Raw genomic sequence first — 25,238 nt, 5'->3', positions numbered from 1 at the left:
CTTAATTGCAAAATCGCCCGACTTCACCAACGCATCTCAGATACTCGTAAAGATTGGCATTTTAAGCTTGCTCACAAGCTCTGTAATGGTGCTGGGATGGTGTTTGTTGAAGACATTGATTTTCGGACATGGGCTAAAGGAATACTGGGCAAACATACCCTTGATGCTGGGTTTGGACAATTCGTTGAAATCCTTAAATGGGTGTGCTGGAAACGCGGAGTGTACTTTGCCAAAGTGGACAAGGACTACACGTCCCAAGTTTGCCCACAATGTGATGCACATACTGGACGGAAAGATTTAAGTGACAGGCTTCACGTCTGTCATGAATGCGGCTACACAACACATCGAGATGTGGCAGCCGCACAAGTGATCCGAAACAGAGGAGCCAGTGCTGTGGGCGGGTCTCCCGACTTGAGGCATCTGGCGTGGGTTTCTGGGCTGGGACGCAGCCTGGAAGAAAATGCTTGTGGAGACGGTCTGGCGGGGACGGGAAACCGTCTAGTTAAGAGTCAACGAAACAGGAAGAATGGTGAAGAGGCACGTCTTAAGGAGCCAGTACTGCGGACGGGTCTCCCGCCGCAGGTATCTGGCGTTACTGCCTCGTAACATCATTTGAGAATCCCCGCGCATTTATGCCGGGGAGTACGTCAATGAGTCACTCCCCTGATTTGTCATCAGGGGATTCTGGCGGTTATTCTGAGTTCTTCGTCAATTACACAGTCTGTGTGATACGCTGCAAATCAAGTAAAAAGATTGTTTTTATAACCTCTTGCTGAGATAGAATAGCGACATGGCTGACCATCTCTGTCAGCGGTTTTGTGTGATGACTAAATTTTGGTAATGGGCGAATCGTTTCTTTAGATAATTCAACTATATCAGGCGGTTCATCCACCAAAATTCCATAAAGTTCTCGTTGTGAATCGTGTGTCAGCACCAAAAAAGATGGGTGTTCAGATGAGTGAGGGTAAGCATCTAAGCCGGAGTGTTGATGCAAATCCAAAATTCTAATCATGTACTTGCCTATCTGCAGTAGTCCCATTTTTGGCAGCCTTTTGCTATCTGTAGGTGAAAGATTCACCACCTTCACCACATGACTCATCGGGAGGGCTAAAAGATAATCTGCAATCGTAAAAACAATAAACTTGTGTAACTCTGACTCGTTGTTCTGCATTAATCACCTCTTTTAGCAACAACTTCAGTATTCTTCTCAAGAACATCTACTAATGTGTTCAATAACATATGTTCCAGATAAGGCTTGGTAATGTACCCGTTAGCTCCCAACTTGAAAGCAAGCATGCGATGCTTATCACTACTTCGAGAAGTTAGCATCACAACAGGAATATTTGCTAAACTTGGATCTTGCTGACGGTTTTTGAGAAACTCAAACCCATTCATGCGTGGCATTTCGATATCACAGAACACGAGATGAATATTTGTGTGACGCCCCATGATCTCAATTGCTTCGTAACCGTCTTTTGCCTGAAGCACTTGATAGTCTGCTTTCTCTAGGGTCAAAGCTAAAGTTTGGCGCACGGTAATTGAATCATCCACAAGGAGGATTGTTTTTTTTGGTCTTGCTCTGTGATTGTTAAGATTTGCTGCTTCTGGTAACGCAGTACTAGCCTGGGATAGTAGTCGCTGCTGTTCTATCCTGGATGTGAACATGAGGGGTGTTGAACTGACGAAATTGTAATTGTCTGTCAGGGCGCTGTTGTTTATCCAATCACTTTCATGTTTTTTTTGCTGTTGTGATAAATATTCCATCAACGCTAACCCATCAAGTACCAATGTCAGTTGACCATCAGGCAGGATACAACTTCCGTAGATGTAGCGAGGAGGGACAATCATTGCTCCTAATGGACGAATCACCAATTCCTGGTCACCAATGAGCTGGTCTACTTCCAAACCAAAAAGCTTATCTTGAGAGCTAATAAGAATTATTGGCTTGTGCAGTTCCTGAAAAATACGGTTTGCCTGAGTATTAAAAACTGAGGGTTGAGTGATTGATGAGAAATAATTCAGGACTTTCGTGAGTTGGTAGACTGGAATCAGTTTCATAGAAGCACCTTTATTCCAGCGAAGAACTTTGCCTCCTTCCCAGGAGCGAATCTGGTCTGCTCTTGGAATAAGGATTTCCTCAATAGAATTGGTAAACAAGGCGTAGGTTTGGTCACCAGCTTGACAGAGTAGTAAGTTGGCGATCGTTAAGCTGAGAGGAATTTGCAGTCTGAACGTTGTGCCTTGATTTGGTTGCGAAAAAATGGTAATTGAACCTCCAATTATTTGCAAATGAATGCGAACAACATCGAGACCAATTCCTCGTCCAGAGAGATCATTAACCTGAGAAGCTGTAGAAAAGCCTGGTTGAAAAATGAACTCTGCTAGTTGAGCTTCATTCAAACTACTAGCTTCTTCTGGTGAGACAAGTTGACGTTCTATTGCTTTAGCGCGAATCTTTTCAAAATCTAATCCTTGACCATCATCCCGAAGTTGAATTACCAAGTACTTTCCTTGATGGTAAGCAGAAATTTCAATCTGACCTTTCTCTGGCTTGCCCCGTTGTTGTCGGATTGAGGGGGATTCAATTCCGTGGTCAAAGGCATTGCGAAGTAAATGTAGTAGGGGATCATATAATTTCTCAACTATTGTTTTGTCAACTAAAGTGTCACTTCCACAAAAATTCAGTGTTACCTGCTTTTTGTGTATAAGTTCTACCTGATGTAATATACGGGGAAAGCGTTCAAACAGACGTCCCAAGGGCAACATCCGCGCTTCTATGAGAGAATCACGAGTATGAGTCAGTAACCGACGTTGTTTTTCCAAAGTCTGGTGAGACTGGCGAGTAAACATTTCAATTGCGTCAGTCGTCTCTCCCAATTGCACAATGTCTTCTAAAAGTGATTGAATAAGGTTATGAAACTCGCTGTAACGACTTGTCAGTTCCAGAGAATCGAAATGTCCATTGTCTTGGTGATTGTGAAATAACCACTGTTGTTCTGGAACACTGAACTGACGTTCAGATAAATCTTGTAACTGATTGAGTAACTGCTGATGTTGCTGTAATTTTGTCAAAAGTACTCGAACAGTAGCCGACAGTTGTTTGTTTTGGAGAGATTGGCGATTTTGGTTTGTGAGTAATTCTCCGATTAAGTAATTCAGTTGTTCTAAATTCTCAACATTAACCCGTACAGTACGAGTTGAGGAGTTGGGAGGTTTGACAGAAGGTGAGGAGATGATCAGGTGGGGAGAAGTCTGTGAATGTTCACTGACTTCGTCCCAGAGTGTAGAGGCTTCTTCGGAAAGCTTAAGTTGTTCGTCGTCGTTGGTTTTTAAGTCTTCGGAGGAATCTTCGCTTAGTGTCGTTTGATAATCAGAGGTTGATTCCTCAGTGTATGCTTCAGTGTCAGATGTGGTTTGAGTTTGCGACTCTTGAGTTTGGATTGGTTCATTTTGGTATGCTTGGGGTGGATCGTGGAGGACTCCGCCCAGTTGTTGTAAGGCTAGAGAGACTTGACCGCCTTGACTTCTGTCACCGTTTAGTACTTCTATACGTGCTTCTTTAAAGTTTGCCAAAGCAACGCTGCCAACAACCATCGCTTGATTGGGATAATTGTCCAAAGCAGTCAGTGCTGTTTGAGCGATCGCTCCAAACCCAGGTAAATCTAAAGATTCAGCTAAACCAAGAAAAACCTCTGCTTGTACCCTTAAAATCGTAGCAACTTGTTCTGAATCACCATTGCTTATAGCTGTAGCTAGCTGATTTAACCGTTGGGTAACTCCAACTTCAAAAATGGATTGTGTCAAGTCAAAACCCAATTCTTGCGAACTGGGAATATGAGCTTTGTGATCAAAACAGTCTCCTAACTTCTGTTGCAGTTGGGCAAAAATACTAGCGATTCGGTCGAGAATATCAAAATCATTCACCGACCCTTGTGTCAATTCAGCAGTTAAGGGTAAGCGTAAACACTCATAACTTTCAAAGAGTAAAGCTTCAACTTCTTGGTCAATCAATACTTCAGGTTTGCAGATTGCTCTAAAAATATCCTCCAACATGTGAGCCACGGTTTGAATTGTTTCCAAACCGACGCAGGCAGCTGCTCCTTTGAGAGTATGAGTAGCACGCATTAACGTATAAACTTTGTTGAGACTAAAGTCTTCTCTAAGACTTAACAATTCTTGTTCTATAACTTGCAGCAGTTCTGGTGCTTCTTGGAGAAAGTAGCGGTGGCTTTGCTCTTGAATAGTTGGGTCGTTAATCATTAGTTTTTAATCGTAAGCACTTAGAACTTATAACAGTTATCAGTTATCAGTAAACAATATTCACTGATAACTGATAACTGTGATCACTGATAAGTGTTTTAATCAACTTTGAACTGATCAGCACTAGCTTGGAGATTTTGAGCCATTGCTAGAAGTTCCTTAAAGGATGTGGAAATTTCAATCGAATCCTCCTTAGTCTGATTAGCAATAGCTGCGACTTCTGTCATAGTTTGTGTCACTGATTGAATTTGCTCATCTTGTACTTGTGTTGCTTCGGTAATACCTTCCACAAGTTGACTGATTTGAGTCGTGGCTGCTACAATCGCGTTCAGATTTTGGCGAGCTTCGTGTACTTGGGTTGTTCCGGTCGCGACTTGCTCAATAGCATTTTCAATTGCGACAGAAATCTCTGCTGTACCTTTTTGAATTTCTTGAACCAGCTGCTCTATCTCAGTTGCAGCTTCCGCAGACTGACGTGCTAAAGAACGGACTTCATCAGCGACAACAGCAAAACCACGTCCGTACTGTCCAGCTCTGGTTGCTTCAATTGCTGCATTCAAAGCAAGCAGTTGGGTTTGAGTGGTAAAATTACTAATCAAACTCACGACTTTAGAAACCTTCTGAGAAGATTCCGAAAAACGCTTAAGGCGCTTGCTGGTTTGTGCGACTGTTTCTCGAATGTTAAGAATTCCGTCCACAGTGCGGTTCATTGCTGTATCCCCTTGCTGAATGGTCTGATTTGCCAACTGCACTGCTTCTTCTACTTTTTGGGCATTTGTTGTGACAGCTTTGGTGGTACTCACCATCGTTTCGATTTGCTTTGAAGCATTGCTGAGGGAATGAAACTGCTGCTGTGCTTGGGTGGCTAAACCAACGATAGAAGATTCATTTGCTTGAGAGGTTTGAGCAAGTTGCCTGGATGCTGTCTGCATTTGTATGACAATTTTTCGCAGACTTTGTAAGGTAACATTATAGACGTCAGCAATAGTGCCGACTTCACCTTCCGTCACAGGTACGCGAACAGTAAGATTCCCTTGTAATGCTGGTTGCACTGCTGACAATAACTGAATAACCTGCTGTTGAAGTTGTTCTTTAGCTGTTCTTTCCCTTTCGCTTGCTGCAGTCAATTGCTGTGCTTGAGTTTTCAGTTGCTCCAAGTATTCTGCTTGTTGAAGAGCAAGACCAATTTGCACTCCTACTTGAGCGAGCAAGTTGACATCTATTTGTTCCCAATGACGTGGTGCATCATTTTGATAAGCTCCTAATAATCCCCAAAGTTGGTCGCCTTTGAAGATGGGAGCAGCCATATTAGCCTTTGCTTGCCACCGTTCCAGAAGTTTCATGTAGCATTCACTATATCCAGAAGCTCTGAGATTATCAGTGCTGAGAGTTTCTCTACGGCGAAACCGACCGCCATTTGTTTCTCGAAGACAAGTATCATCGGCTAGAGATAAGTCAGTTCCCACAAGCTTGACCCAATCGCTACCAACATCCTCAACGATAAATTCACCACTCCAGTCAGGAGCAAAGCGGAAGATGATGACTCGATCAGCTTTCAACAGTCTCCGTAACTCTGTAACAGCCATTTTGAGTAGGTTATCAAGTGAAAAATTTTCCTGAATCAGAGCTAACCCAAGTCTATAAACCAGTTTGCTGTAAAGTGTTTCTTGTTCAACTGACTTAGCTAACTTCTGTGACTGCACACGCAGTTCTTCAATATATTCTGCTTGTTGTAGAGCGACTCCTAGTTGCAAACCAATCTGTGTTAGGACTTTCACTTCACCCTCTTCCCAGTGTCGTGGTTTGCTGTGTTGAAACGCTGACAACAAACCCCAAAGTTTCTGCCCTCTGAAGATAGGAGCGACAACGCAGGATTTGATACCAAATCCCTCCAAGGCTTCTATATGGCAATCGCTCAGATTAGCGTTGTAGATATCATCCACAACAAAAGGTTCATTGTTACGGAACCGACCACCTTCGTGTTCGTTTAAATAAGCATCTTCCCAACCACTACCGACTAATTTTGGCCATCCGCCAGACTCAGACTCCATGATAAAGTCACCAAAATAATCTGGGCGAAATTTGTAAATAGTCACTCGTTCCGCACCCAGAAGTTTTCTAACTTCCTGTGTTGTTGTCCGGAAAATAGTGTCAATATCTGATGTTTGGCGAATCTTATCGATAACCTTGACTGTGCCTCGTTCACGCTCTGCAGTTTTAGCTATCACAGTGGCTTGTTCTTGTACTTGTTTAAGGTACTCTGCTTGCTGTATGGCTATCCCTAGTTGATTGCTAATTTGGGTTAGTATCTTAATTTCATGCTCTTCCCAATCACGCGGACCAGAGTTTTGATACGCTGCTAATAGACCCCAAAGCCTATCTCCTTTGACAATCGGAGTAATAACATAAGCTCTTGTTTGCAACCGCTCTAAAGTGTCAATGTAACAAGGTAGGAATCCTGCTTGGTAAATATCGCTGACAACCCTAAAGTTTGTTTTTGTGGAAAATCGTCCCCCATGAGTTTGTTGCAGATAAGTGTCTGTGATACTGGCTTTTCCTCCACCAAGAATTTTGGCGCTGCAGTCGCTGACGTTTTGTGGCAGGCTGGGGTTGTCAAATTGATCCTGCATTATGGATTTCCATTCACCCGATACCGACTCAGCAACAAACTCACCGCTCCAATCTCGATTGAAGCGAAAAATCACAGCACGCTCTGCTTTTAAAAGATTTCGGACTTCATAAACTGTCGTCTTGAAAATAGTGTTAATGTCAGAATACTGACGAATTCTATCGATCGCATCCGCCACGATTCGCTCCCGTTCAGCCGCCAGTTCCTCTGATTTTTGTTTGAGCATAGCCGCAGCATCAACCTGCTTGAGAATAGCGCCCAGACGATGACTAACCAGTGACAACAGAGCAACTTCAGAATCCTGCCAGCGTCGAGCTCCAGAGTTCTGATACACACCTAGTAAACCCCAAAGTTGTTCTCCTTCAAAAATTGGGGCAATGATGTAGGCTCTAGTCTGAAATTTCTCCTGAATTTTGATGTAGCATTCAGAAAAACCAACAGTATAGATGTCATCTACACGCTTCACTGCCTTAGTCTTGACAAAATCTCTTCCTTGTGTATCCTTCAGGTAAGTATCGGTGTCAAAACTAGGAGAATTGTCTAGCATCTTGACGCTGCAACGGTCAGAATTGACTTTATCTTTTGACTTTAAACTGACATCTTTTTCTTGCTCTTGCATCAAAGCAACCCAGCCTGAGGCGACGGATTCAGCAATAAATGCGCCACTCCAATCAGGGTTGAAGCGATAAACAACGACTCGGTCAGCTTTGAGAAACTCTCGCACCTCAAGGCTTATGTTGTTAAGGGTAACGCTTGCATCAGAAGATGGTGGTATTTTTTCTAGGATTTGAGCTAAAACCTTTTCTTGTTTAGCTTCCTGTTTTTGTTGAGTCAGAAGTTCTACCGTTTGTAGATGGAGCCTCAATTCAGTGACAATTTGATCAAGCAGGCTAACTTCAGCTTCTTCCCATTGACGAGAAGTAGAGCATTGCTGCATTACAAGCAAGCCCCATACTTGTCCGTCTATGATTATGGGCAAACTTAGACTGGCTTGGACTTGAAAATGTTTCAGTAATTGGTGTTGATACGCACTGATCGCCTTTTCGTAAACATCGTTTTGGATAAAGACTTGCTGTTGTTTGTAGTTTTGTTGATTTTCACAACCAAAGGCGATCGCACTCAAAGACTCACCTAGAGTTGGAGTATAACCCGCTACCATAGACTCAGCGATCACAGTACCATGCTTGTCAGACTGAAAACGGTAGATCAACGCTCGATCAACTTGTAAAAGCTTACGAACCTCAGTCACTGTCGTTCTCAACAAGATGTCAACATTTTGTGCTTGGCGCATCTGAGCCAAAATAGTAAATAACCTTTGCCGAGTCTGCTTCACATGTTGCTCACAAGCAAAAGAGAGATGAGCCTGATATTGTGTTTGCAAATGTTGAACCCACTTTTCAAGCTGGAGAACTTTTTGATGAGACTCAGGTTTGAGCGTATCTCCTATTTCTTGGAGATCTGCTTTAATTGCATTCATTAATTCAAAAGCTTGGTGTAGCTCAAAATGACTGATGAAATCTAGTGTTTTGACATCACCATTTTTGTGAGAATCAAAGATCTGCTTGGCTTGCTCAAAATTTTGTAATACCATATTTAAATCCTTAGAGATTATTTAGTTATCAGTTATCAGTTATCAAGTAAGAATTGCTGTACCCAGTAGAGGCGCTGCGGTCTTGCTCTCGTACAGAATTGGTGAATTTGTAGGGAGTCTAGAGCATCGGTACAGTCATCCCACGCAACCCGGTTTCTTATAAGATCGTTCAACAAAAAATTAGTTTTTTCGACGACTATTTCGGGTTTTTTATCGCTTATTTTGACGCTTTGTACCAGCGCTATAGTATGATTGATACATTAATTCATCAAAAGTTCTCCTGATTCTTTAACTGTTGTGACCAAAGCTCCGGAATCTCAGGGGGAACCCTCCAGGATTCTGACGAATGATTTTTACGTTATCAGTTATCAGTTGATTGTTAAGAAGCTGCTATTTGGTGTCTTTGCCACAGGCGACACTGAGTAATAGCTGCGATATCTAACACAGTATTGCCATTAGGTAAAGCCCCAAGAACAAAAGGTAGAAGTTTTGGAGGAAATAAGCCAGGGGACGCTTTTTGCAGTTGTTGCAAATCGTGTAACTCAATGTCATCAACTTGTGGTACTACCAAACCCATAGCTTGTTCGTTAACCATGATAATGATTGCTATGGGAGTGACTCCACTCGTCAGCATAGGATATCCAACAAGATAGTTTAGATCTACAAGCCACAGCATTTGTCCTCGCCAATTGCAAATTCCTAAAATACAACTTGGCATTTCAGGAACAGGTAGAATTTCTCCTAAATTAACTTTGATAATTTCTGCAATTTGTTCGAGAGGTAAGAGTACACTATCTTCAAGTCCGAGAGGAAAGCGAAGGAGTTTAGAAAGGTTGGTTTCTGGAGGAAGTGGATCTAAGTCTAGGGGCTCAAGATTAGCCACTACGAGTACAGATTTTGGCTCTGTCTGCATAAATTCTTTAGTGATAAATCGTCATTAATTATGACTACTAGATGAACAATTTAATAAATAATTACGAATAACTAAATCGTCGATCCGCGCCAATGTTGAAACCCTGAAGTCAATTGCTCAATTGTTTGAACCAGATGTTGCTGATTGACAGGTTTAGGTATATAAGCATCAGCTCCGAGCATTGTACCCCAAAGTATATCAGCTTGAGTTCCTTTGGTTGAGCATATGACGACTGGAATTTTTTGGGTACTGACATTGGTTTTGAGTTGACGGCATAATTCAAACCCACTTTGTCCTGGCAAAATGACATCGATAATCACCAAGTCAGGCGTCTGAAATTGTAATTTCAGCTGTGCTTCTTCACTACTAAAAGCCGTGAACACTGTTAAACCTGCTTGCTTAAGATAACGGCTTAACATTTCAGTTTCTGTCAAGCTATCTTCAACTAAAAGGACTGTTGTCATAAAAAACATTCCAGTAGACAAGAGTAGATTTATCAATTGATTTTGTGAAATTTGAATCAATCATGAGCATCTGAATAAGAACTCAGAATTTATGATTCTTCATTGTGCTTATGCGAAATTACTTTTTCACATCAATCATGCATAACTAACTTGTGTGAACTTGACTTTGGATAGTAATCTGTTCATCTATAAACTAAACTCAAACAGTTTGTAGAGAAGTAGATTGTACAGGTGTGGGATTTGGTAGATGCTTCTGTAAAATTTTGAGTACTTTTTCTGTAGTGATTGGCTTTGCTAAAAAGCCAGAAGAGCCAACTATTTTTGCTCTCACTCTGTCGATTATACCGTCACAGCTAGTAAGAATAATGACAGGTGTGTTTTTGAAAGTTGACACGCGACGAATTTGAGTACAGATTTCATAACCGTTGGCGATCGGCATCAGCAAGTCCAAGAAAATCAGACTTGGTTTATACTCAAGCAAGATCGGTAGTGCTGTCACCGGATCTTGAATATTGATAAACTTATAACCAGCTTGAGTAAGAATGTCACCCATTATCAGGCTATCGCTGTGGCTGTCATCTACGCAGGCGACTAAAGAGCTAGTTTCTTGAGATTGTAAGCTTATGCTTGGAGAGTCCAAAATGAACTCAGAGTTAGTGGTTGCAGGTGAATGAACAAACTCGTTTTTCTTATGGTTGGTGAATTTTATTAATTGTGGAGACTGTGGAGTTGGGTGGAAGTAAGTTTTTGTTAAAAGGTTGGGTAAGTGTTCAGGTAAGGGAGTTTGTATTTTGTGATTAATAGGAATATCTGAAGGTTGAGTTTGTTGTTTGCTTGAAGGCGCTGATATCGTCAGCGCAACTGAAACAGGTAAATCTGGGATAGTTAAAAGTTCTAGAACACCCTGATGTGCTAAATTCTGTACGGTACTTCCCACAGATATCAGACTTTGTTTCATCTGTAAAGCAATATCCCAAATCGTATTTTTGCCATCAAGTAGCTGGCTAAAACTGTCAGAAACGGGCTGTTTAAAAATTGGTGCAATGTCAGGGCAAAGTGCTTCTAAACCCATGTTTTGCCATTGCTTGCACAAATCAAGAGCTGCGTGTAACGATTGATTGACCTCTATCAGAGCAATTGGATACTGTTTTTTTGGTAACCAAAAGGCTCTCAAGTCAGAATGAACGACTAGAGTAAATAAAACTTCTTGAACAACTTTTTCAATAATACTTTTTGCTTGCGTCAGAGTTAACTGATTTTGATTGATGCCCTGGTTGAGTAAATGATATTCCCATAGTTCATTCTTTTTCAGATCAGGAGCATCAAATGTTAAGCCAGGGACATCTTGCATGACTGCTCTGTGCAAACGCCGAACACGGTGATTCCCTCCTGTCGCATATAACAAACGTCCTAAGAAGAAATACAGATGCCACTGATTAGTCCCTAATGAAAAAATCAGCTCTCCCGTGGCTCTTGCTCTGCTTAATCCTGTTAACTTTTCAGCAATATTTGTAAAGCTTGGAGATCTTGGTTGCATTACGCAAGTTTCCTTAATGAAAAGTTACTTATTTTCTCTTGGAAGTTGCACCCAGTTGTTTCCAATTTCCAGCTTCTGGTTTTTACAAAAAAACAGCACTATTTCGGCTGTTTTACTTATGATAGATTAGTTATTACTCAATAATATATCAGCAATTTTACTTAAAAAACAAGAAAATGTTAAAAAAATGTAAAAAAAAGATGAAACAAGGGAAATAAAGACTTTAAAAAAAACAAAGATATGTAAAGTGCATCAGACAGAATACATCCTCATGTGGTAGGTGCTGTAAATTAAGAGTTTACTGAGTGTTTACAGACATTCAGCTAGAGTTTGGTAGTCATCGAAGTACGAAAAAATTATTTTATTTTGAGTTGTGGAAATTGTATGAACAGCGACATAGCAGTAGAGAAATTGCGCCGCTATAAAGAATATGGGGAATCTGTGATCCAGAGTCTTGAGCGGGTTTCACAAAACCCACCTCCTCAAGAAAATTGGGTTCCGAATAGTCTTCATGAAAGTATCCAGCGTCTTCAGCAGTCTGCTCAAAGAACAGTGCAACTGGCATCCTCACCAGTGAAAATTGGTATCATGGGAGAATTTAGCAGTGGAAAAACTTTACTTTTAGGTAGTTTGATCGGCTACGCAGATGCTTTACCAGTCAGTGAAACCCCCACCACAGGAAACGTGACTGCGATTCACCTTGTTCAACAAAGCGACTTTAAAACAACAAAAATTGGTAAGTTTACAGTTGAATATCTTTCTAATGAAGGGGTAAAAGAGTGCCTGCGCTTCATGTTAGAAGAAGCGCAACAACGAGCAAAAGTCGCAGAACTTCCTTCAGAACAGCTTGCAGTTCTCAAAAGTTTACATCCGACAACAGAAGTTGATATTTATGGTATCCTGAGATGGTGTGAGCAAGCGTGGAAACCCCAGAGTTTAGAACTACGTTCTCTCATCAGAGAAATAGTGAGTTTCGTTCGTACGTACAACGTTTACAAAGAAGACCTCTGTGGGAAAAGTTACCAAGTTGACAACGCGACTGCTCAAAAAGGTCTAAGACTTGCACAGCCGCCTATCAATATCTTAGAACTCAGCTTTGAGGTTCTGCCGCCTTCTCCCAAACGCTGGGAAACTTTAATACAGCCATCAGCTCAAGACTTGCAAAATAGCTTCTCGCTGATTCGTCGTGTAGATGTCACAGTTGAAGTGTCAAAAGAAATTTGGGATTTGTCTTCTTTACAAGGAACGAATGAATTTATTCTCTTAGATTTTCCAGGATTGGGAGCAGCTGACTCTGGCGTGCGAGATGCTTTTTTATCTTTGCGAGAACTCACAGATGTACAAACTATTCTATTGCTGCTCAATGGTAGATATCCTGGCGGTGCAACCGCAGCAAAAATCCGTAGTATGCTGGAACGGTACAAAGGACAAGACCTGAGAGATCGTATTATTGTTGGTGTAGGGCGCTTCAATCAACTTCCCCTGACAAGCAGCGACGAACGGATCATTGATGAGCTTTTGTATGAGATGCTTCTTTCAGAAGAAACTGTTCTGGATAATCTGAGTATTCTGAAACTGGCGATCGCCAGTGCGAACAATTTGACAACAGAAAAAAAGAATATTGTTTTGTTGTCACAACTGTATGGATTGACGAAACTCGCAGAACTTTCTTCTGTTGTACAAGTTTGCTCAACAGAATTTTTGAGCGAACTTGAAAAACCAAACAAACCAGAAGAGTCACAACTGCGGAACAAATGGCAGCAATTGAGTGAGATGATACCTTCTTCTAGTACACTGCACAAACAATTGAGTCACTATGTTGAAGATGGAGGGATTGGTTCTTTACGTTCATTACTCAAAGAACATGTTGCTCTTCATGGTATGAAGCAACTTGTAGAAGACACTCAAAAATCTGCTGAGGCTTTACGCAAAGAGCAGAATCACCTGAGAACTCTACTTGAGGAAATCCCAGCTTACATACCAGTAGAAGAAAGTTCTGCTTTTTTCACCTTGCGCGAAGCAATTGAAAATGTTGTCACGACATACAGACGATTTCAAGAAGATTTAGAGAAGCAGCCGATTTTAAAAAATCGTCATAGTGTAGCAGTCAGTGATGTTGTTAAGAGTGAATTAACGAATAAAATCTTCTTTGATTGGAGCGAATGGACTTTACTTTTTGATAGAACTCAAAATGGAACAATATCCCTGACAAAAAATGAAAGCTTTTTTGAAGAAGATGAAGTGGACGATTCGATTCCGACAAAAAGCGATGATTTTTATACAGCATTTGTCAACACGATTCAAGAAATGCAAACTTTTGCCCATAAGCAAACAACAGAAGCTGTCACAGACTTATTCAGCAAATTATCTATTGATGTACAACTAGAACGCGAAAAACTCAGTGCGATTTTGCTACCACAGAAAGAACAGCAAATCGAACAAAAATTTGGCAGAAGTCAAGTTCGCATTTTCAGAAACCTTCTGCGTGCTGTTGATCCCGCGACGAAATGGCAAAATCTCATCATTCAACATAGTGGACTTGGTGGTAGTGCTGCTCCTATTCATGCTGATACTTTATTTCCTCTAGCACGCAAGGACGACAAGCACCAGAATGGTCAAATCTTTGACTGGAGTCCTGATAAACAATTTCCTATTCCTCCTAGACCATTTAATCATCAAATTGCCGTTTTACGTCTGCGAGACGAAATCACCGCGAGTGCAGGATTGCATCTTGTGCAGTATGTGAGTCAGTTAACGAAACAAGTCAAATCTTCATTTTCTAGAGCTTTGAAAGAGATTGTAGATAATCTTCAAGAACTTTTAAAATCGAAACACGAACCTTTACTAAGATATATATCATCTGAACAAGAGCAAACTTCCACCCCGATCCCGCCTTGGTTAGAAACTCTTTCTCAAATTCCGACAATTTCTTATCCACAGGAGATTTAGTCAGCACTTTCCCTGAATTCAAAAACAAAATTCAATCCGGAAGAACTCTAGGAATGAATCCGACTCCTGACGACTGACTCCTGACTTCCGACTCCTGACTCCTGACTTCCGACTCCTGACTCCTGACTCCTGACTCCTGACTCCTGACTCCTGACTCCTGACTCCTGACGTCACGACTCCTGACTCCTGACTCCTGACTTCTGCTATATAATTTCATTTCAAGGGATAAATGAAATGGGTGTTAAAATTGAGCTTTTAAACCGCTACCAGCTGCGTAAAAAAGATAATGATTTATTACTCCTACCTGTTATTGAAATCAAGCCGACTGAAAGTTTTAACTTACCTCATATCTCCCGAATTGATATTTCTGTCAGCGGAACTCCAGAAGACTTAGCAGCACAAATACAATCCGCATATAAAAGTGTTAACTTTAGTACAACTACGTTACTTAGACTTTCTACACCACAGCGATTAAAGCAAATTGAGTGCAGGTGGAATGAACCGTTACCAGCAGGTGTGAACTGCACTTTGCAAGTCACTGTAGAGTATTTTGACTCGGATGAAATAGGTAAACCAAATTTATCGCAAAGCAAAAACTCTACGGCTGAGTGCAATATATGGATTTATGCAAGCGTCGAAAATACCACAACACAAATGTCAGTGAAAGATACGCTACCATTGCCACTACCAATACCTTTTCATAAACCCGAATCACCTCAAGAAAGCAGAAAGCCAGAAATTACATATCCAGGTTGGTTTGCTATCGATTTCGGTACTTCTAATTCTACAGTGACACTTTACGATCCTAAAGTTATTGTTACTCCTGATAGTTTACCTAGCGAGCAAGAGGCGCGGCTACGCCAACGTATGGCAATATGGTTAAATCAGCGTCCTGTGGATGATGTACCAGGTATCAGTCGTAATGCTTGGGAACAAGAATGGCAAAAGTTTTTAACTGAACTGAGTAAAAATCTTGTTTCAACTCCTCATTCTGTTCAGCAAAATTTAGGGGAAAAACTTTTTCAAGGCGTTGATAGTATTGAGTTGTTGGAAGCTATCCGACAAATAGAAATTTGTGTGAGCAAACGCTTAGGTTGGTTTCGTCGCGCTGCTAGCAAACGGTTGAATCAAATTTATCACGAAGTTTTTCGCGTACCGCCTCTAGAATGGCAAAGTCTGATATCTGTAGAATTAGATAAAGACCGTCGTCTTAATGAAATTCCCAGTGAGTTAGAAGTTATTAGTTTAGAACCTTCTTTACCAAAAGATGATCCAGCAAAAGTAAAAGTCACCTTGGGTGAACAATCTAAACAGCACAGATTAGACATTATTAGGAATGGAGAGGAAATTGAAGGGAGATTCCTCCACTCACCTAAGCGCTATTTTGGTCAAGAACGCTCTTTTAAAATTACACTTGATGATCAAGAAGATATCATTGAAGTCAATAAGCTTCTTCAAGCGGCTTATGCTGAATTAATTGAGTTGACAGAGAATTATCGCCAACGCTACCCTGGTAAATGTTCTGAGGGTAAATTCTATCGTGCAGTCGTGACTTACCCAACTATTGCTTCACCATTTGTCCGTCGCGAAATTGAGAAGCTGGTGAAACAACTTGATGTCGAAGATGTCCAAATGGCTTATGACGAAGCGATATCAGTAGCCATCTTCTTTTTGTGGCGAGAGTTTGGTGGTGATTTAAATGTGGGAATTGAATCTTTCAAAACCCGTTGCCGTTACAATGGTGATCAGTGGTGGCAAAATGTCCTTGTTTTGGATATTGGTGGCGGAACCACTGATTTAGCACTCATTCGTCTGGCGCTAGAAGAAATCAATCCCTTTGAACCAGGGGAAGACCGAGGCGACGGTGGACGATATTATAAATTAACTCCTAAACTGTTAGGCTCTTCAGGCCATTTGCAGTTGGGTGGAGAATTGATTACTCTGCGGCTGTTTTTGTTGTTGAAGGCGGCGATCGCAGACTGTTTACTCACAGCCGTCACTCAAGAATCCTTACCAAAAGATGTGTTGAAGGTACAGCCAGAAGAATTGAGCGATCGCTTTCTTGATAATGGCAAATTCCTACCTGGTAGCCTTTTGGCTTGTGTAGACAAAGAAATTCGAGAAGGCGATGCTTACAAAGATGCTTTAAATGCAGCAGAAAAAGTCCTTCCCACGCGCTGGAAATACTCATCATCTCGCGCACAAACATTCTACACCCTTTGGGAACAAGCAGAAAATGCAAAAATAACACTCGGTCAAAAGCGTCAACAAGATGCACCCGAAGCCACTTTCATTCTGGATGGACAAAAAATCTCTGAACTTCTTCAACAAAACGATATTGAATTATCAACTTCAGTTGTAGATAATCTGAGTGTAACGCTCACAGTGCAGCAATTTGAAAGAGCAGTTTTGCCAGTGATTCGAGAAGCCGTTGGTATTGCTCAAGGATTGATAGAAAATGCTTTGGGAAACAAGCCTTCCTATACTCTAAACTCCCAAGATAGCAAAGAGCAAGTCGATTGGTTGATTTTGTCTGGAAAAACTTGCAATCTTGAATTGGTTGAGCGTGAACTTTATCGAGTTTTTAGTAAGTCTGATTATTTTGTCTGGAATGAGGAACGAGTCACTTTTGAGCCTGAGTATACCAAGCTTGCAACCTCTGCCGGAGCATGCTTTGCAGAGAAACTCAGACAATTAGGTTTTGCACCTAAAGAATCCAAAGAATTGCTGCGTAGAGGAGCCAACCAGCTTTATATTGATGTTAAAAATCTCTTCTATTTCCTACCTTGCTCTTTTAAAAGAGAGGTGATTGGGGGAACTTTAGATCCGATTTTCCAAGCTGGTCAAGAACTTTATCAACTCAAAGCTGATGATGCAATGGCAAAATTCCGCAGTAGTTGGCAAGGTATGCAATTAACTAATAACATTATACGTCAAGATTTTGAAAATATCAAACCTCAACTTTGGGGTAGTTATAACGGTGATGCTTTGAGAAAGAAACTGGAAATGAGTGAGGAAGATTTTAAAAACTCCATCAAAGTCCAGTTTGAAATCAATCAAAAGCTTGATATTGATTTACTTCTTTGTCGAGGTAATCCCTACTATTTGATTCCTGTGAATCTTCCCTGTCTTGACGCAGCTAAAGTTATCGGAATACCAGAAGTTATTTCTGATGAAACTCAGGTCGTATGTGATATCGCTGTGAATGTTGCTGAATCAGCAAATGCTCTGAAAACAGATGCTCATACTGTTTTATTTCATGCCAATAAAGACTATAGCAAAGATTTGAGGATGTTTCGAGCTGATGATGGTGCTATCCAGCCAGAAAATCTGGGGTTAATAACTGAATTACCAGCATTTCCGACTAGTAGAAAACATACATTCTACTTTCAATTTCACAACCCAAAATCGAATAAATGGGAACTCATTGGTGAATTACCGGAACCAGAAGCGAAAAGTGAATATCCTTGCCGATATTATGTTTCTCTCAACCAAAAAGGTATTTTGAGAGTGCATGCATTTGAGGTACCCTATTTAACATCAACAAATCCAGAATGTCTCAAGCAAGAAGGATATGTTTTTCGAGACACTCTACAACCACAACCTAATGATGTTAAGGCAGAACGTGACCCGTTTTCTGGAGAACATTGAAAAGTCAGTGCCCTACGGGCAGGGTGTAAGGGTATCAGGGTGTAAGGGTGTAGGGGTTAAGAACGGTTCCCATCAATAATCGCGTAGCACCGCACTGAAGGCACAGCCTTTAGGAATTGCGTTACAAGGCAGCAGCCCTGTAACGGAAAAAAAGCTTAATTTCAAAGGGTTTTACGTTAACGAACGTGCCATTGAACTTTAGACAAAACAGGTTTGAGGAACTGTGATAAACACAGCACTAGGAACACCCCAATTGCCAGCAGCATCTTGACTCTCGACAAAAAGAGTGTGACGACCTGATGCTAAAGTGCTTGTGTCAAGCATACCTTGAATGGATTCTACTGGGCTGTCAAACACACCATCAGCAGCCGAAAGCGAGTAGAGTTCAACATCAGGAATCCAAGACGGTTGGTCGATGCTGTAACGAACTGCGGCGATCTGCGCGCAGCGCAGCAGCGAAGCTATCGCCTGCGAAGTTGGTAGTTCAGTTCCGAGGTTCCCACCGTTTGTATTGGTGAAGGTATTATTGTCAGCGTAGCGGGTATCGTCAGCAATCCCTGTGAGTAGAAATGTCTGTGGATCGTAAGAAAGATTCAGCGAATCTGGACCACCACCCGTTTGATAAGGAACTCGTGCGGATTTAGCAGCATACAACAATGCTGGTATGATTTGTGGGACAATTGTATTCTCAAAATAGTCGTTAGATTCGAAGAACGCCGTACCCAATTCCCAGGTGTAGCTTGCGACACCCAATGTACCATAAGCCCATTCGTCTGCAGTTCCGTCTGCTGGGTAAAGACCTGCATCCGGAGCAACATCATAAGGTTTGCCTGTAATATCAGTGTAGTAACCGAACTTAAGTCCTAGGTTTCTCAGACCTTCTTCATTTGGTGCTGGGTCAGTTGTTGAACCCCAAGGGTAGAGAATGAGTTCGCTGAAACTATGGAGGTCGATAAAAACTCCAGTAGTGTCATTGGGTGCTGGGTCATTTTTATCAGGTCCGCGTTGATCGCTAAACAAAGTTTGGACAAAGTTTTGCACCGCCTGCACTTCTGGTTCAGAAGCAGGTGAACTACCGCGATACACATCTGAAGTCGGATCGCCACTCGAACCACCAGGAACTGTACCCCACCCGAAATCCCAGTTGCGATTTAAGTCAACGCCATACGATGGGAAGGGGGCTGGATCTGCCCCATCAGGTGGATTCGGGTTGGTGTTCTTACGCCACGAGTAACCCTGTTCCGCATACTTCCGTCCATCTGGGTTGACTACAGGATTAATGTCAATTTTGAAGTAATCAAGCAGCCAGGTGACATCTGGATTTGTACCATAGTTGTTCACCAAATATTCCCCGAAGCGAGTAGCGACTTCATTTGTTGTGTATTCGCGCGCGTGGATACCACCTTGCACATAAAGAGTCGGCTTACCACCAGGTACATGGAAATTCTTGTTCGTGAGTTCTAGAACATGCAGGTCATAGCCATCGGAACCACCAGGAGTGATTTTGTCATAGCTATCTCCAATATCCAGCCAAGTAGCGATGTCAGGATTGTTAGCAGCCAGTTGTGACAGGTCACTATAGGTCTTTTCAACCGTGCGGTAACTGGGAAAACCAGGTATGGTGTTGTCAGTAATGCTAGCGATAATATCATTGACAGCAAACCCGTTATAGTCATCGTCGGCACTAGACACCGTGACGCTAATCGCGCTAGTCTGGTCGTTGCCTTCTTCTACTCCATCAGCGACAGCAGCAACCGTAGCAATCTGGGGGATATTCCAGTTATCGGGAGTAAAAGTCAGAGGTGATATGGACTGAAGTTGGCTGTTGTCCGTGGTGAAATTGATAGTGACATCCGAACTCGGCGGCTTTTCAAGCACTAACTTCAATCGCTGAGAATCGGGGACATTATCTTCGCTAACTCGAGGACTACCAAGCACTCTTACACCTGGAGTCAGGGTATCAGTCACCTGAATATTATCCACAGCCCACAGATATGACCAATTACCTTCAAAGCGAAACCGTACTTGGGCATTTTCTACGCCAGCAGCAACATCAGAAATGTCCAGTATCTGAGAACCAACTGCGCTGTCAATTTCAACTAATGAATAAACAGACTGCCACTCACTTCCGTTATAGACTTCTACAAATGCCTTGCTGGCATTTTCAGGCGAGTTACTCGTTGTAACTCCTTGATAATCCTGGTCAAATTTTAAGAAAATTTGCGACGCACTTGAGGCATCAAACACAGGTGACACCAAAGCAATGTTCTCTGCAACATTATCCTTGGAAAGGAAATCACTATCGTATATGGCGAAAGGATTGGAAAGAAATTCCTCAAACTCTGTTCTTCCCCCAGGATTGTCAAAACGCCAAATATCAGTGGTAGAATTGCCCTCAATAACAATACTCGTCCAACCTGAAGGATCTGTGGTACCACTGGCGTCAGAGAAATCTTCATCAATAAAAATTTGACTGAAAACCCCTTGGTAAGCTTGCATCACCTCTGTTTCAAACGCCAAAGTTGCCAATATTTTCCCGGTTTTTACCGACAAATTCCAATCACCACCTTTGGCTGCACTCCCAGTGAGGTTATTGGAAGCAGCAATTTCTGTACCAACAAGAAACTTAAGATGTTCTAAGTAAGCCTCCCCCCGCGCTGTTGCGCCTACATGGCAACCATACAACAGAATTTGAGCATTTTCTTGAAGCGCATCTCTCCACTGCTGCAACTGGCTGCGATACTGGCTTAGGGACTCGAAACTCAATTGGGTTTTGCCCAGTTCGATAGCGCCTGGGCTACCGTGAGAAACGATATGGATACTGTTAATTCCACTGTGTCCTGCTAAGACAGAGGTGATTTGGGCAACTCCATCCTCATTTGGGTTGAGGATCATGACCTCTGTGTTAGGTTTGACATAAGACACAAGAGTATTGATATCTTCAACAGCTGAGTCAATGAAAACTAGACTACTGCACGTAGATGGAGCGATAGTTGATTTTAGCACCTAAGTTACACCTACACTCTTGAGAAATGACAAATATGGCTAACGCAATCACAGCAGTTAGATACTGTCTGTTAAGCGTCATGTAAAAAGCTAAACGGAAGTCAAAGCAAAAAGTCTTGGGTCTGTGCTCTCTAGCCTCTATCCAATCTTAACTTATGTATTTAGTCTATAAATGCATAAGTATTTATAATTACGAGTATCATTTTAAACGAATTCTGTTGATAAAAATCAAACAATTAGTGAACTCATATTTTTTTAAAAAAAGATAAAAATTATACTTAAATACAAAGTATAAACGCTGTATTTAGGCGATCGCCTGGCACCTGATCAAATCCTAACAGCCTCAAAATAGCTAGCAATGAGTATTAGGTGGGTAGGAATCAATACGATTGGTGATCAGCACTGGACCGCAAACCCGGTTTTTTCAAGAAACTGGGTTTCTCTGATTGACCCCTGCTTGCCCACCATGTTCTAACCTTAAAGTGAAAGGGTATTACCAGTGGACTATGACCTCTGATAGACTTACGAAGGTTCTACCTCCCAACACGCAGTACCACGCAGAGATTGGGAACCAGAGAAATTTCAAACTCAAAACGGAGGATTTATGCAGCACCTCAGCAAGTTATTAAAAACTGACAACTCAAATTTAGCCTGGGTACTGCGGTTGAGTTTGCAAGGACTGCGGACTCAATTACAAGAAGCTTTAAAAACAGCAACACCAGACCCAGGAAGCACTGCTTGTCAAGAATTGCTGAGGGAATTAGATCTTCTTTTGGAAGAAGCATTTCCACAAGAGACTTTGAGTGAGGAGACTGTTTTGTCTTCAAAGGAGAATTCCTCTTGGGAAGATATCTTAGAACCAGTGACCAACGAATTCAAAAACGAACTCAAAGACGAACTCGAATTAAAACAAATGAGTGAGGCTTTGCTATCTGACCGAGAACTTTCAAACTATATCGGTGATTACCAATTTCTCAGTACTAACGATAGCGATTTGTGGAACGAGATGCAACGTTTATTACTGCGCGTTCCTGAAAAAATAGCTCACGTTTGGCAAGAACAAATATTGATAGACGCGAGTCAAATTGGTGCGAGAAAAGATGAGCAAGCGCACTTATTACTACCTTTCATCCGCAATGAACATATCTATCCTGGTTTGATAGGAAAAATACAAGCGACTGGGTTATACCTGTCAAACCAAGTTGATTTTGAGCCGCGATTAATAGTAGAAAAACGAGATGAGGAACTTTATTTGCTAGCTGGGGTCATTTCAATTTATCTTAAATTTATTGAACTAGATTCATCGTTGCACCATGCTCTCAAAAGTGTTGATAGATTTGGTGTGAGGTCGTTAAACGATGAACGAGAAAAATCTAAATATATAACTGCATTGATAGACCGTTTTCGCCGAGTACAAACCACTGCTGATAATGTTGATCCTGTTGTCGCTTTACGTGCCAGACTTGATTTAGATGAAGCAATACACTCTTTAGTGTATTTACCATGTGCTGACCGTTACTCTTGGTGGGGTAAGTTGCAACAAGAAGCACGGCGTACTCTTGACTCAGTGGTTGAAAAGGCGCGTTATGCTGGTTATTATGTGCAAATTCGCCCATTATGGGGAACTTATGCGGATGTTTTTAATTGGTCAAAGGACGATTTGCAATTAGATATTGGTGGAGTACGGGGTGAAGTGTCTGCATGTTTGCGGGTTTATGCCAAGATTAACGATGAGGTGCTTCCAGGTCGGGTTCTTTTTCGTTCCTCTTGAGTAATATCAAGTTCGAGTGACGACTCAATAGTAGAACCTATTAATGTAGGTTGGAAAGAGCCACTTACACAATTCGGGTTTCTCGACTTGAGCAAAGTGGCATTTGAACGAAATCAAACTAGTTATTTGCTTGTAGTTCATGTTGGGTTTCGTTTCAAGGAGCCAACCTACTAATATGATAAGTCTTTAGCCGAACCTGATATTATTCAACAGCGGTAGAACTCAAAGTCCTTGTCTCCCAAACGACCATACTATCCATACTATGATGAGTTGCCGTTGGTGCAGGTGGCTGGTGCAAAGCAATCAACTGTGCTAGAGTTTGTTTAAGCTGGGTACGAGGAACAATATCGTCGATAAAACCATGCTTAAGCAAATCTTCTGCTGTTTGAAAGTCATCTGGTAGTTTTTCCCTTAGGGTTTGCTCAATGACTCGCCGACCAGCAAAACCAATCGTTGCTTTTGGCTCTGCCAAGATAATATCCCCTAACATAGCAAAACTAGCAGTCACACCACCCGTGGTGGGATTTGTCAAAACGGGAATATAAGGTAGCCGTGCTTCTTGATGACGCTGCAAAGCCGCAGAGATTTTCGCCATCTGCATCAGCGAAAGCATCCCCTCTTGCATTCTCGCTCCACCGGAAGTACAAACAATAACAATAGGATAACGTCGCTGAGTGGCTTGCTCAATCAAGCGAGTCAGTTTTTCTCCCACAACGGAACCCATACTTCCTCCCATGAAGCGGAAATCCATAACGCCAAGAGCAATGGGTAAACCGTTTATTTGACCCAAACCAGTTTTCACAGCATCTACTAAGCCTAGTCTATCCTGCGTTTCCCGCAGACGATCAACATAAGGTTTGCGATCGCGAAACTGTAGTGGATCGGTGGGACGCAAATGCTCATCCATCGCTTTCCAGGTGTTAGCATCAATCAATTGACGGATGCGCTCATCGCTATCAACTCGATTATGATGTCCACACTCAACACAAACCATTTGGTTTGCTCTCAGGTCTTTTGTATAAGTCAATACACCACATTGAGAACATTTGTGCCATAGTCCATCAGCAATTTCACGTTCTTGGCGTTCAAGGATAGTAGATCCTGATTTCCGTCGATTTGCAAACCAATCTAATAGAGACTTTAAACCGCGTGATTCTTCGTTGTTCGCCATTTGTATCTTATCTTTTGTGGATAGTATGTCGAAAATAGGTCAAGCCGCTTTGAATTGTCTTAAGCTTTTATCATTACTCCTTTGTCCATACTAAGGATTAATGACCCATCACTGATGACTACATATTCTTCAAATTTGTTTTATCAGCAAATCAGACCATATTTTGCATCTTTTGTTGCCAGCTTAACGAAAATACGTAAACCAATTCAAGTCTGTTGCTCATCTTCTAGGAAACTTTGTACTGCATTTCATAAATTCGTATCGCAATAAAAGCTTGTAGTTGGGGTTGTTTGCCTTTTGCCGCTTTGAGGTGCCCACACCCCAACAAGCACGCAACGACGACGAACTTGTGCGCTTGTTGTACTTATTTTGATGAGCAAGTTTCTTATCCAAACCGTATTGTCCTAGTTTGCAAGGATTTCACCCCCGAATCAATATTTTTGTTGGTATATCACAACAGGCAAGCAGTTGTCGCATCAACTCTGCTTGCCAAAGGTTACTTGTTGTTAATAAGGGGAATCCGAGTCACTTTTGAGATTTGTCTCAAACGCGGAAAGCACACTAGCCACAGCACATTTTGTACTGACGCCAGTCCCCGGAGACCCTGGGAAACCCCCTCTCCGGGCTGGACTCACAAAATGATATTATCAAAAGCTTACAGGTAGATAGGGTGACCAAATTTACAATTACAGTGTAACAAGAAATCAAGACGCACAGCTAAGGGTATCATCTAATACTTTTAGTGAATTGAAAAAAATAATCGTAAATAAGAAGATAAAATAGTTTCACCACCAAATAGAGCAATCACTGCTCCTGAAGCGAGAAAAGGACCAAAAGGTATCTGTTGTCCCCATTTTTGAGGTAGCGTTGTGCGACGGCTGTGCCACAATAGCATTATAGTGCTTCCACCGACTATCACTCCCATTAGACAAGCGAGAAAACTAGTAAGGAGCAAAGACTTCCATCCTAGCCATGCTCCGATCATGGCTGCTAATTTTGTGTCTCCTCCACCCATAGCAGTTTTTCCAAAAATCATTGAACCAATGATGGCGATCGCATCAAACAGCCATAACCCCAGTACTGCTCCTGTGATCGCCATTTTCACATGATTTACCAATCCCACCCAACTAAACTCTGCTAGAAAACCATAAACCATATGAAAAATAATTCCGACTAACAAACCCGACTTAGTTAATGAGTCGGGTAGTGTCATTGTATCCAAGTCAATGAGTGATAATGCTAATATAGCGGTTCTCAGTTGGGTGCAATACAATAACCACAATGTTGGAACCAACC

General features: G+C 41.7%; 13 protein-coding genes. 4 read left to right on the top strand and 9 right to left on the bottom strand.

Annotated elements, in window-relative coordinates; genetic code table 11:
• On the top strand, window positions 1-606 hold a 606-nt coding region (locus DP117_RS29265), incomplete at its 5' end, for an RNA-guided endonuclease TnpB family protein (protein WP_248277877.1).
• Window positions 607-712: 106 nt separating this feature from the next.
• On the opposite strand, the gene DP117_RS29260 is transcribed toward DP117_RS29265, so the two are convergent.
• The 6 genes from DP117_RS29260 to DP117_RS29235 form a co-directional block, all read right to left on the bottom strand.
• Entirely contained in the window at window positions 713-1,171 is a 459-nt protein-coding gene (locus DP117_RS29260) for a chemotaxis protein CheW (protein WP_169221717.1), read from the bottom strand.
• Window positions 1,171-4,260 (bottom strand): hybrid sensor histidine kinase/response regulator, encoded by a 3,090-nt coding sequence (locus DP117_RS29255; protein ID WP_169221716.1) that lies wholly within the window; start codon window positions 4,258-4,260, stop codon window positions 1,171-1,173. The genes DP117_RS29260 and DP117_RS29255 overlap by 1 nt, the downstream gene beginning before the upstream one ends.
• Before the next feature lie 98 nt (window positions 4,261-4,358).
• Window positions 4,359-8,480, bottom strand: coding sequence for a GAF domain-containing protein (locus DP117_RS29250; RefSeq protein WP_169221715.1), 4,122 nt, complete (start codon window positions 8,478-8,480; stop codon window positions 4,359-4,361).
• Window positions 8,481-8,859: 379 nt separating this feature from the next.
• Window positions 8,860-9,393, bottom strand: coding sequence for a chemotaxis protein CheW (locus tag DP117_RS29245; protein WP_169221714.1), 534 nt, complete (start codon window positions 9,391-9,393; stop codon window positions 8,860-8,862).
• Between the two features lie 71 nt (window positions 9,394-9,464).
• On the bottom strand, window positions 9,465-9,857 hold the full coding sequence (locus tag DP117_RS29240) for a response regulator (protein WP_169221713.1): 393 nt from the start codon (window positions 9,855-9,857) through the stop codon (window positions 9,465-9,467).
• A gap of 199 nt (window positions 9,858-10,056) precedes the next feature.
• Window positions 10,057-11,394: a response regulator gene (locus DP117_RS29235; RefSeq protein ID WP_169221712.1), complete on the bottom strand. Its 1,338-nt coding sequence runs from the start codon at window positions 11,392-11,394 to the stop codon at window positions 10,057-10,059.
• A 384-nt stretch (window positions 11,395-11,778) separates the two neighbouring features.
• Here DP117_RS29235 and DP117_RS29230 point away from each other — a divergent pair, with 384 nt between their 5' ends.
• On the top strand, window positions 11,779-14,343 hold the full coding sequence (locus DP117_RS29230; RefSeq protein WP_169221711.1) for a dynamin family protein: 2,565 nt from the start codon (window positions 11,779-11,781) through the stop codon (window positions 14,341-14,343).
• 234 nt (window positions 14,344-14,577) lie between these two features.
• A complete protein-coding gene (locus DP117_RS29225) occupies window positions 14,578-17,994 on the top strand; it encodes a molecular chaperone (RefSeq protein ID WP_169221710.1) in 3,417 nt (1,138 codons plus the stop codon).
• A gap of 198 nt (window positions 17,995-18,192) precedes the next feature.
• On the opposite strand, the gene DP117_RS29220 is transcribed toward DP117_RS29225, so the two are convergent.
• A complete protein-coding gene (locus DP117_RS29220) occupies window positions 18,193-21,000 on the bottom strand; it encodes a DUF4347 domain-containing protein (protein WP_169221709.1) in 2,808 nt (935 codons plus the stop codon).
• Window positions 21,001-21,604: 604 nt separating this feature from the next.
• Between DP117_RS29220 and DP117_RS29215 the strand changes: the two genes are divergently transcribed.
• Window positions 21,605-22,771 carry a hypothetical protein gene (locus DP117_RS29215; protein ID WP_169221708.1) on the top strand — a complete coding sequence of 389 codons (1,167 nt, stop codon included), beginning with the start codon at window positions 21,605-21,607 and terminating at the stop codon, window positions 22,769-22,771.
• Between the two features lie 202 nt (window positions 22,772-22,973).
• On the opposite strand, the gene accD is transcribed toward DP117_RS29215, so the two are convergent.
• Both accD and DP117_RS29205 read right to left on the bottom strand, forming a co-directional pair.
• Complete coding sequence (gene accD / locus DP117_RS29210) at window positions 22,974-23,942, bottom strand: acetyl-CoA carboxylase, carboxyltransferase subunit beta (protein ID WP_169221707.1); 969 nt, start codon at window positions 23,940-23,942, stop codon at window positions 22,974-22,976.
• Between the two features lie 739 nt (window positions 23,943-24,681).
• Window positions 24,682-25,238: A24 family peptidase (locus tag DP117_RS29205; protein ID WP_169221706.1), on the bottom strand; the 557-nt coding region annotated here is incomplete at its 5' end.

The sequence above is a fragment of the Brasilonema sp. UFV-L1 genome, assembly GCF_012912105.1.
In the GTDB taxonomy this organism is placed as follows: domain Bacteria; phylum Cyanobacteriota; class Cyanobacteriia; order Cyanobacteriales; family Nostocaceae; genus Brasilonema.
The sequence above is the reverse complement of the archived record's forward strand: the minus strand, read 5'-3'. Positions and strand labels throughout refer to the sequence as shown.

Coding starts and splice junctions, on each gene's coding strand:
- DP117_RS29260 (WP_169221717.1), bottom strand. CDS start 1,171: ATGCAGAACAACGAGTCAGAGTTACACAAGTTTATTGTTTTTACGATT.
- DP117_RS29255 (WP_169221716.1), bottom strand. CDS start 4,260: ATGATTAACGACCCAACTATTCAAGAGCAAAGCCACCGCTACTTTCTC.
- DP117_RS29250 (WP_169221715.1), bottom strand. CDS start 8,480: ATGGTATTACAAAATTTTGAGCAAGCCAAGCAGATCTTTGATTCTCAC.
- DP117_RS29245 (WP_169221714.1), bottom strand. CDS start 9,393: ATGCAGACAGAGCCAAAATCTGTACTCGTAGTGGCTAATCTTGAGCCC.
- DP117_RS29240 (WP_169221713.1), bottom strand. CDS start 9,857: ATGACAACAGTCCTTTTAGTTGAAGATAGCTTGACAGAAACTGAAATG.
- DP117_RS29235 (WP_169221712.1), bottom strand. CDS start 11,394: ATGCAACCAAGATCTCCAAGCTTTACAAATATTGCTGAAAAGTTAACA.
- DP117_RS29230 (WP_169221711.1), top strand. CDS start 11,779: ATGAACAGCGACATAGCAGTAGAGAAATTGCGCCGCTATAAAGAATAT.
- DP117_RS29225 (WP_169221710.1), top strand. CDS start 14,578: ATGGGTGTTAAAATTGAGCTTTTAAACCGCTACCAGCTGCGTAAAAAA.
- DP117_RS29215 (WP_169221708.1), top strand. CDS start 21,605: ATGCAGCACCTCAGCAAGTTATTAAAAACTGACAACTCAAATTTAGCC.
- accD (WP_169221707.1), bottom strand. CDS start 23,942: ATGGCGAACAACGAAGAATCACGCGGTTTAAAGTCTCTATTAGATTGG.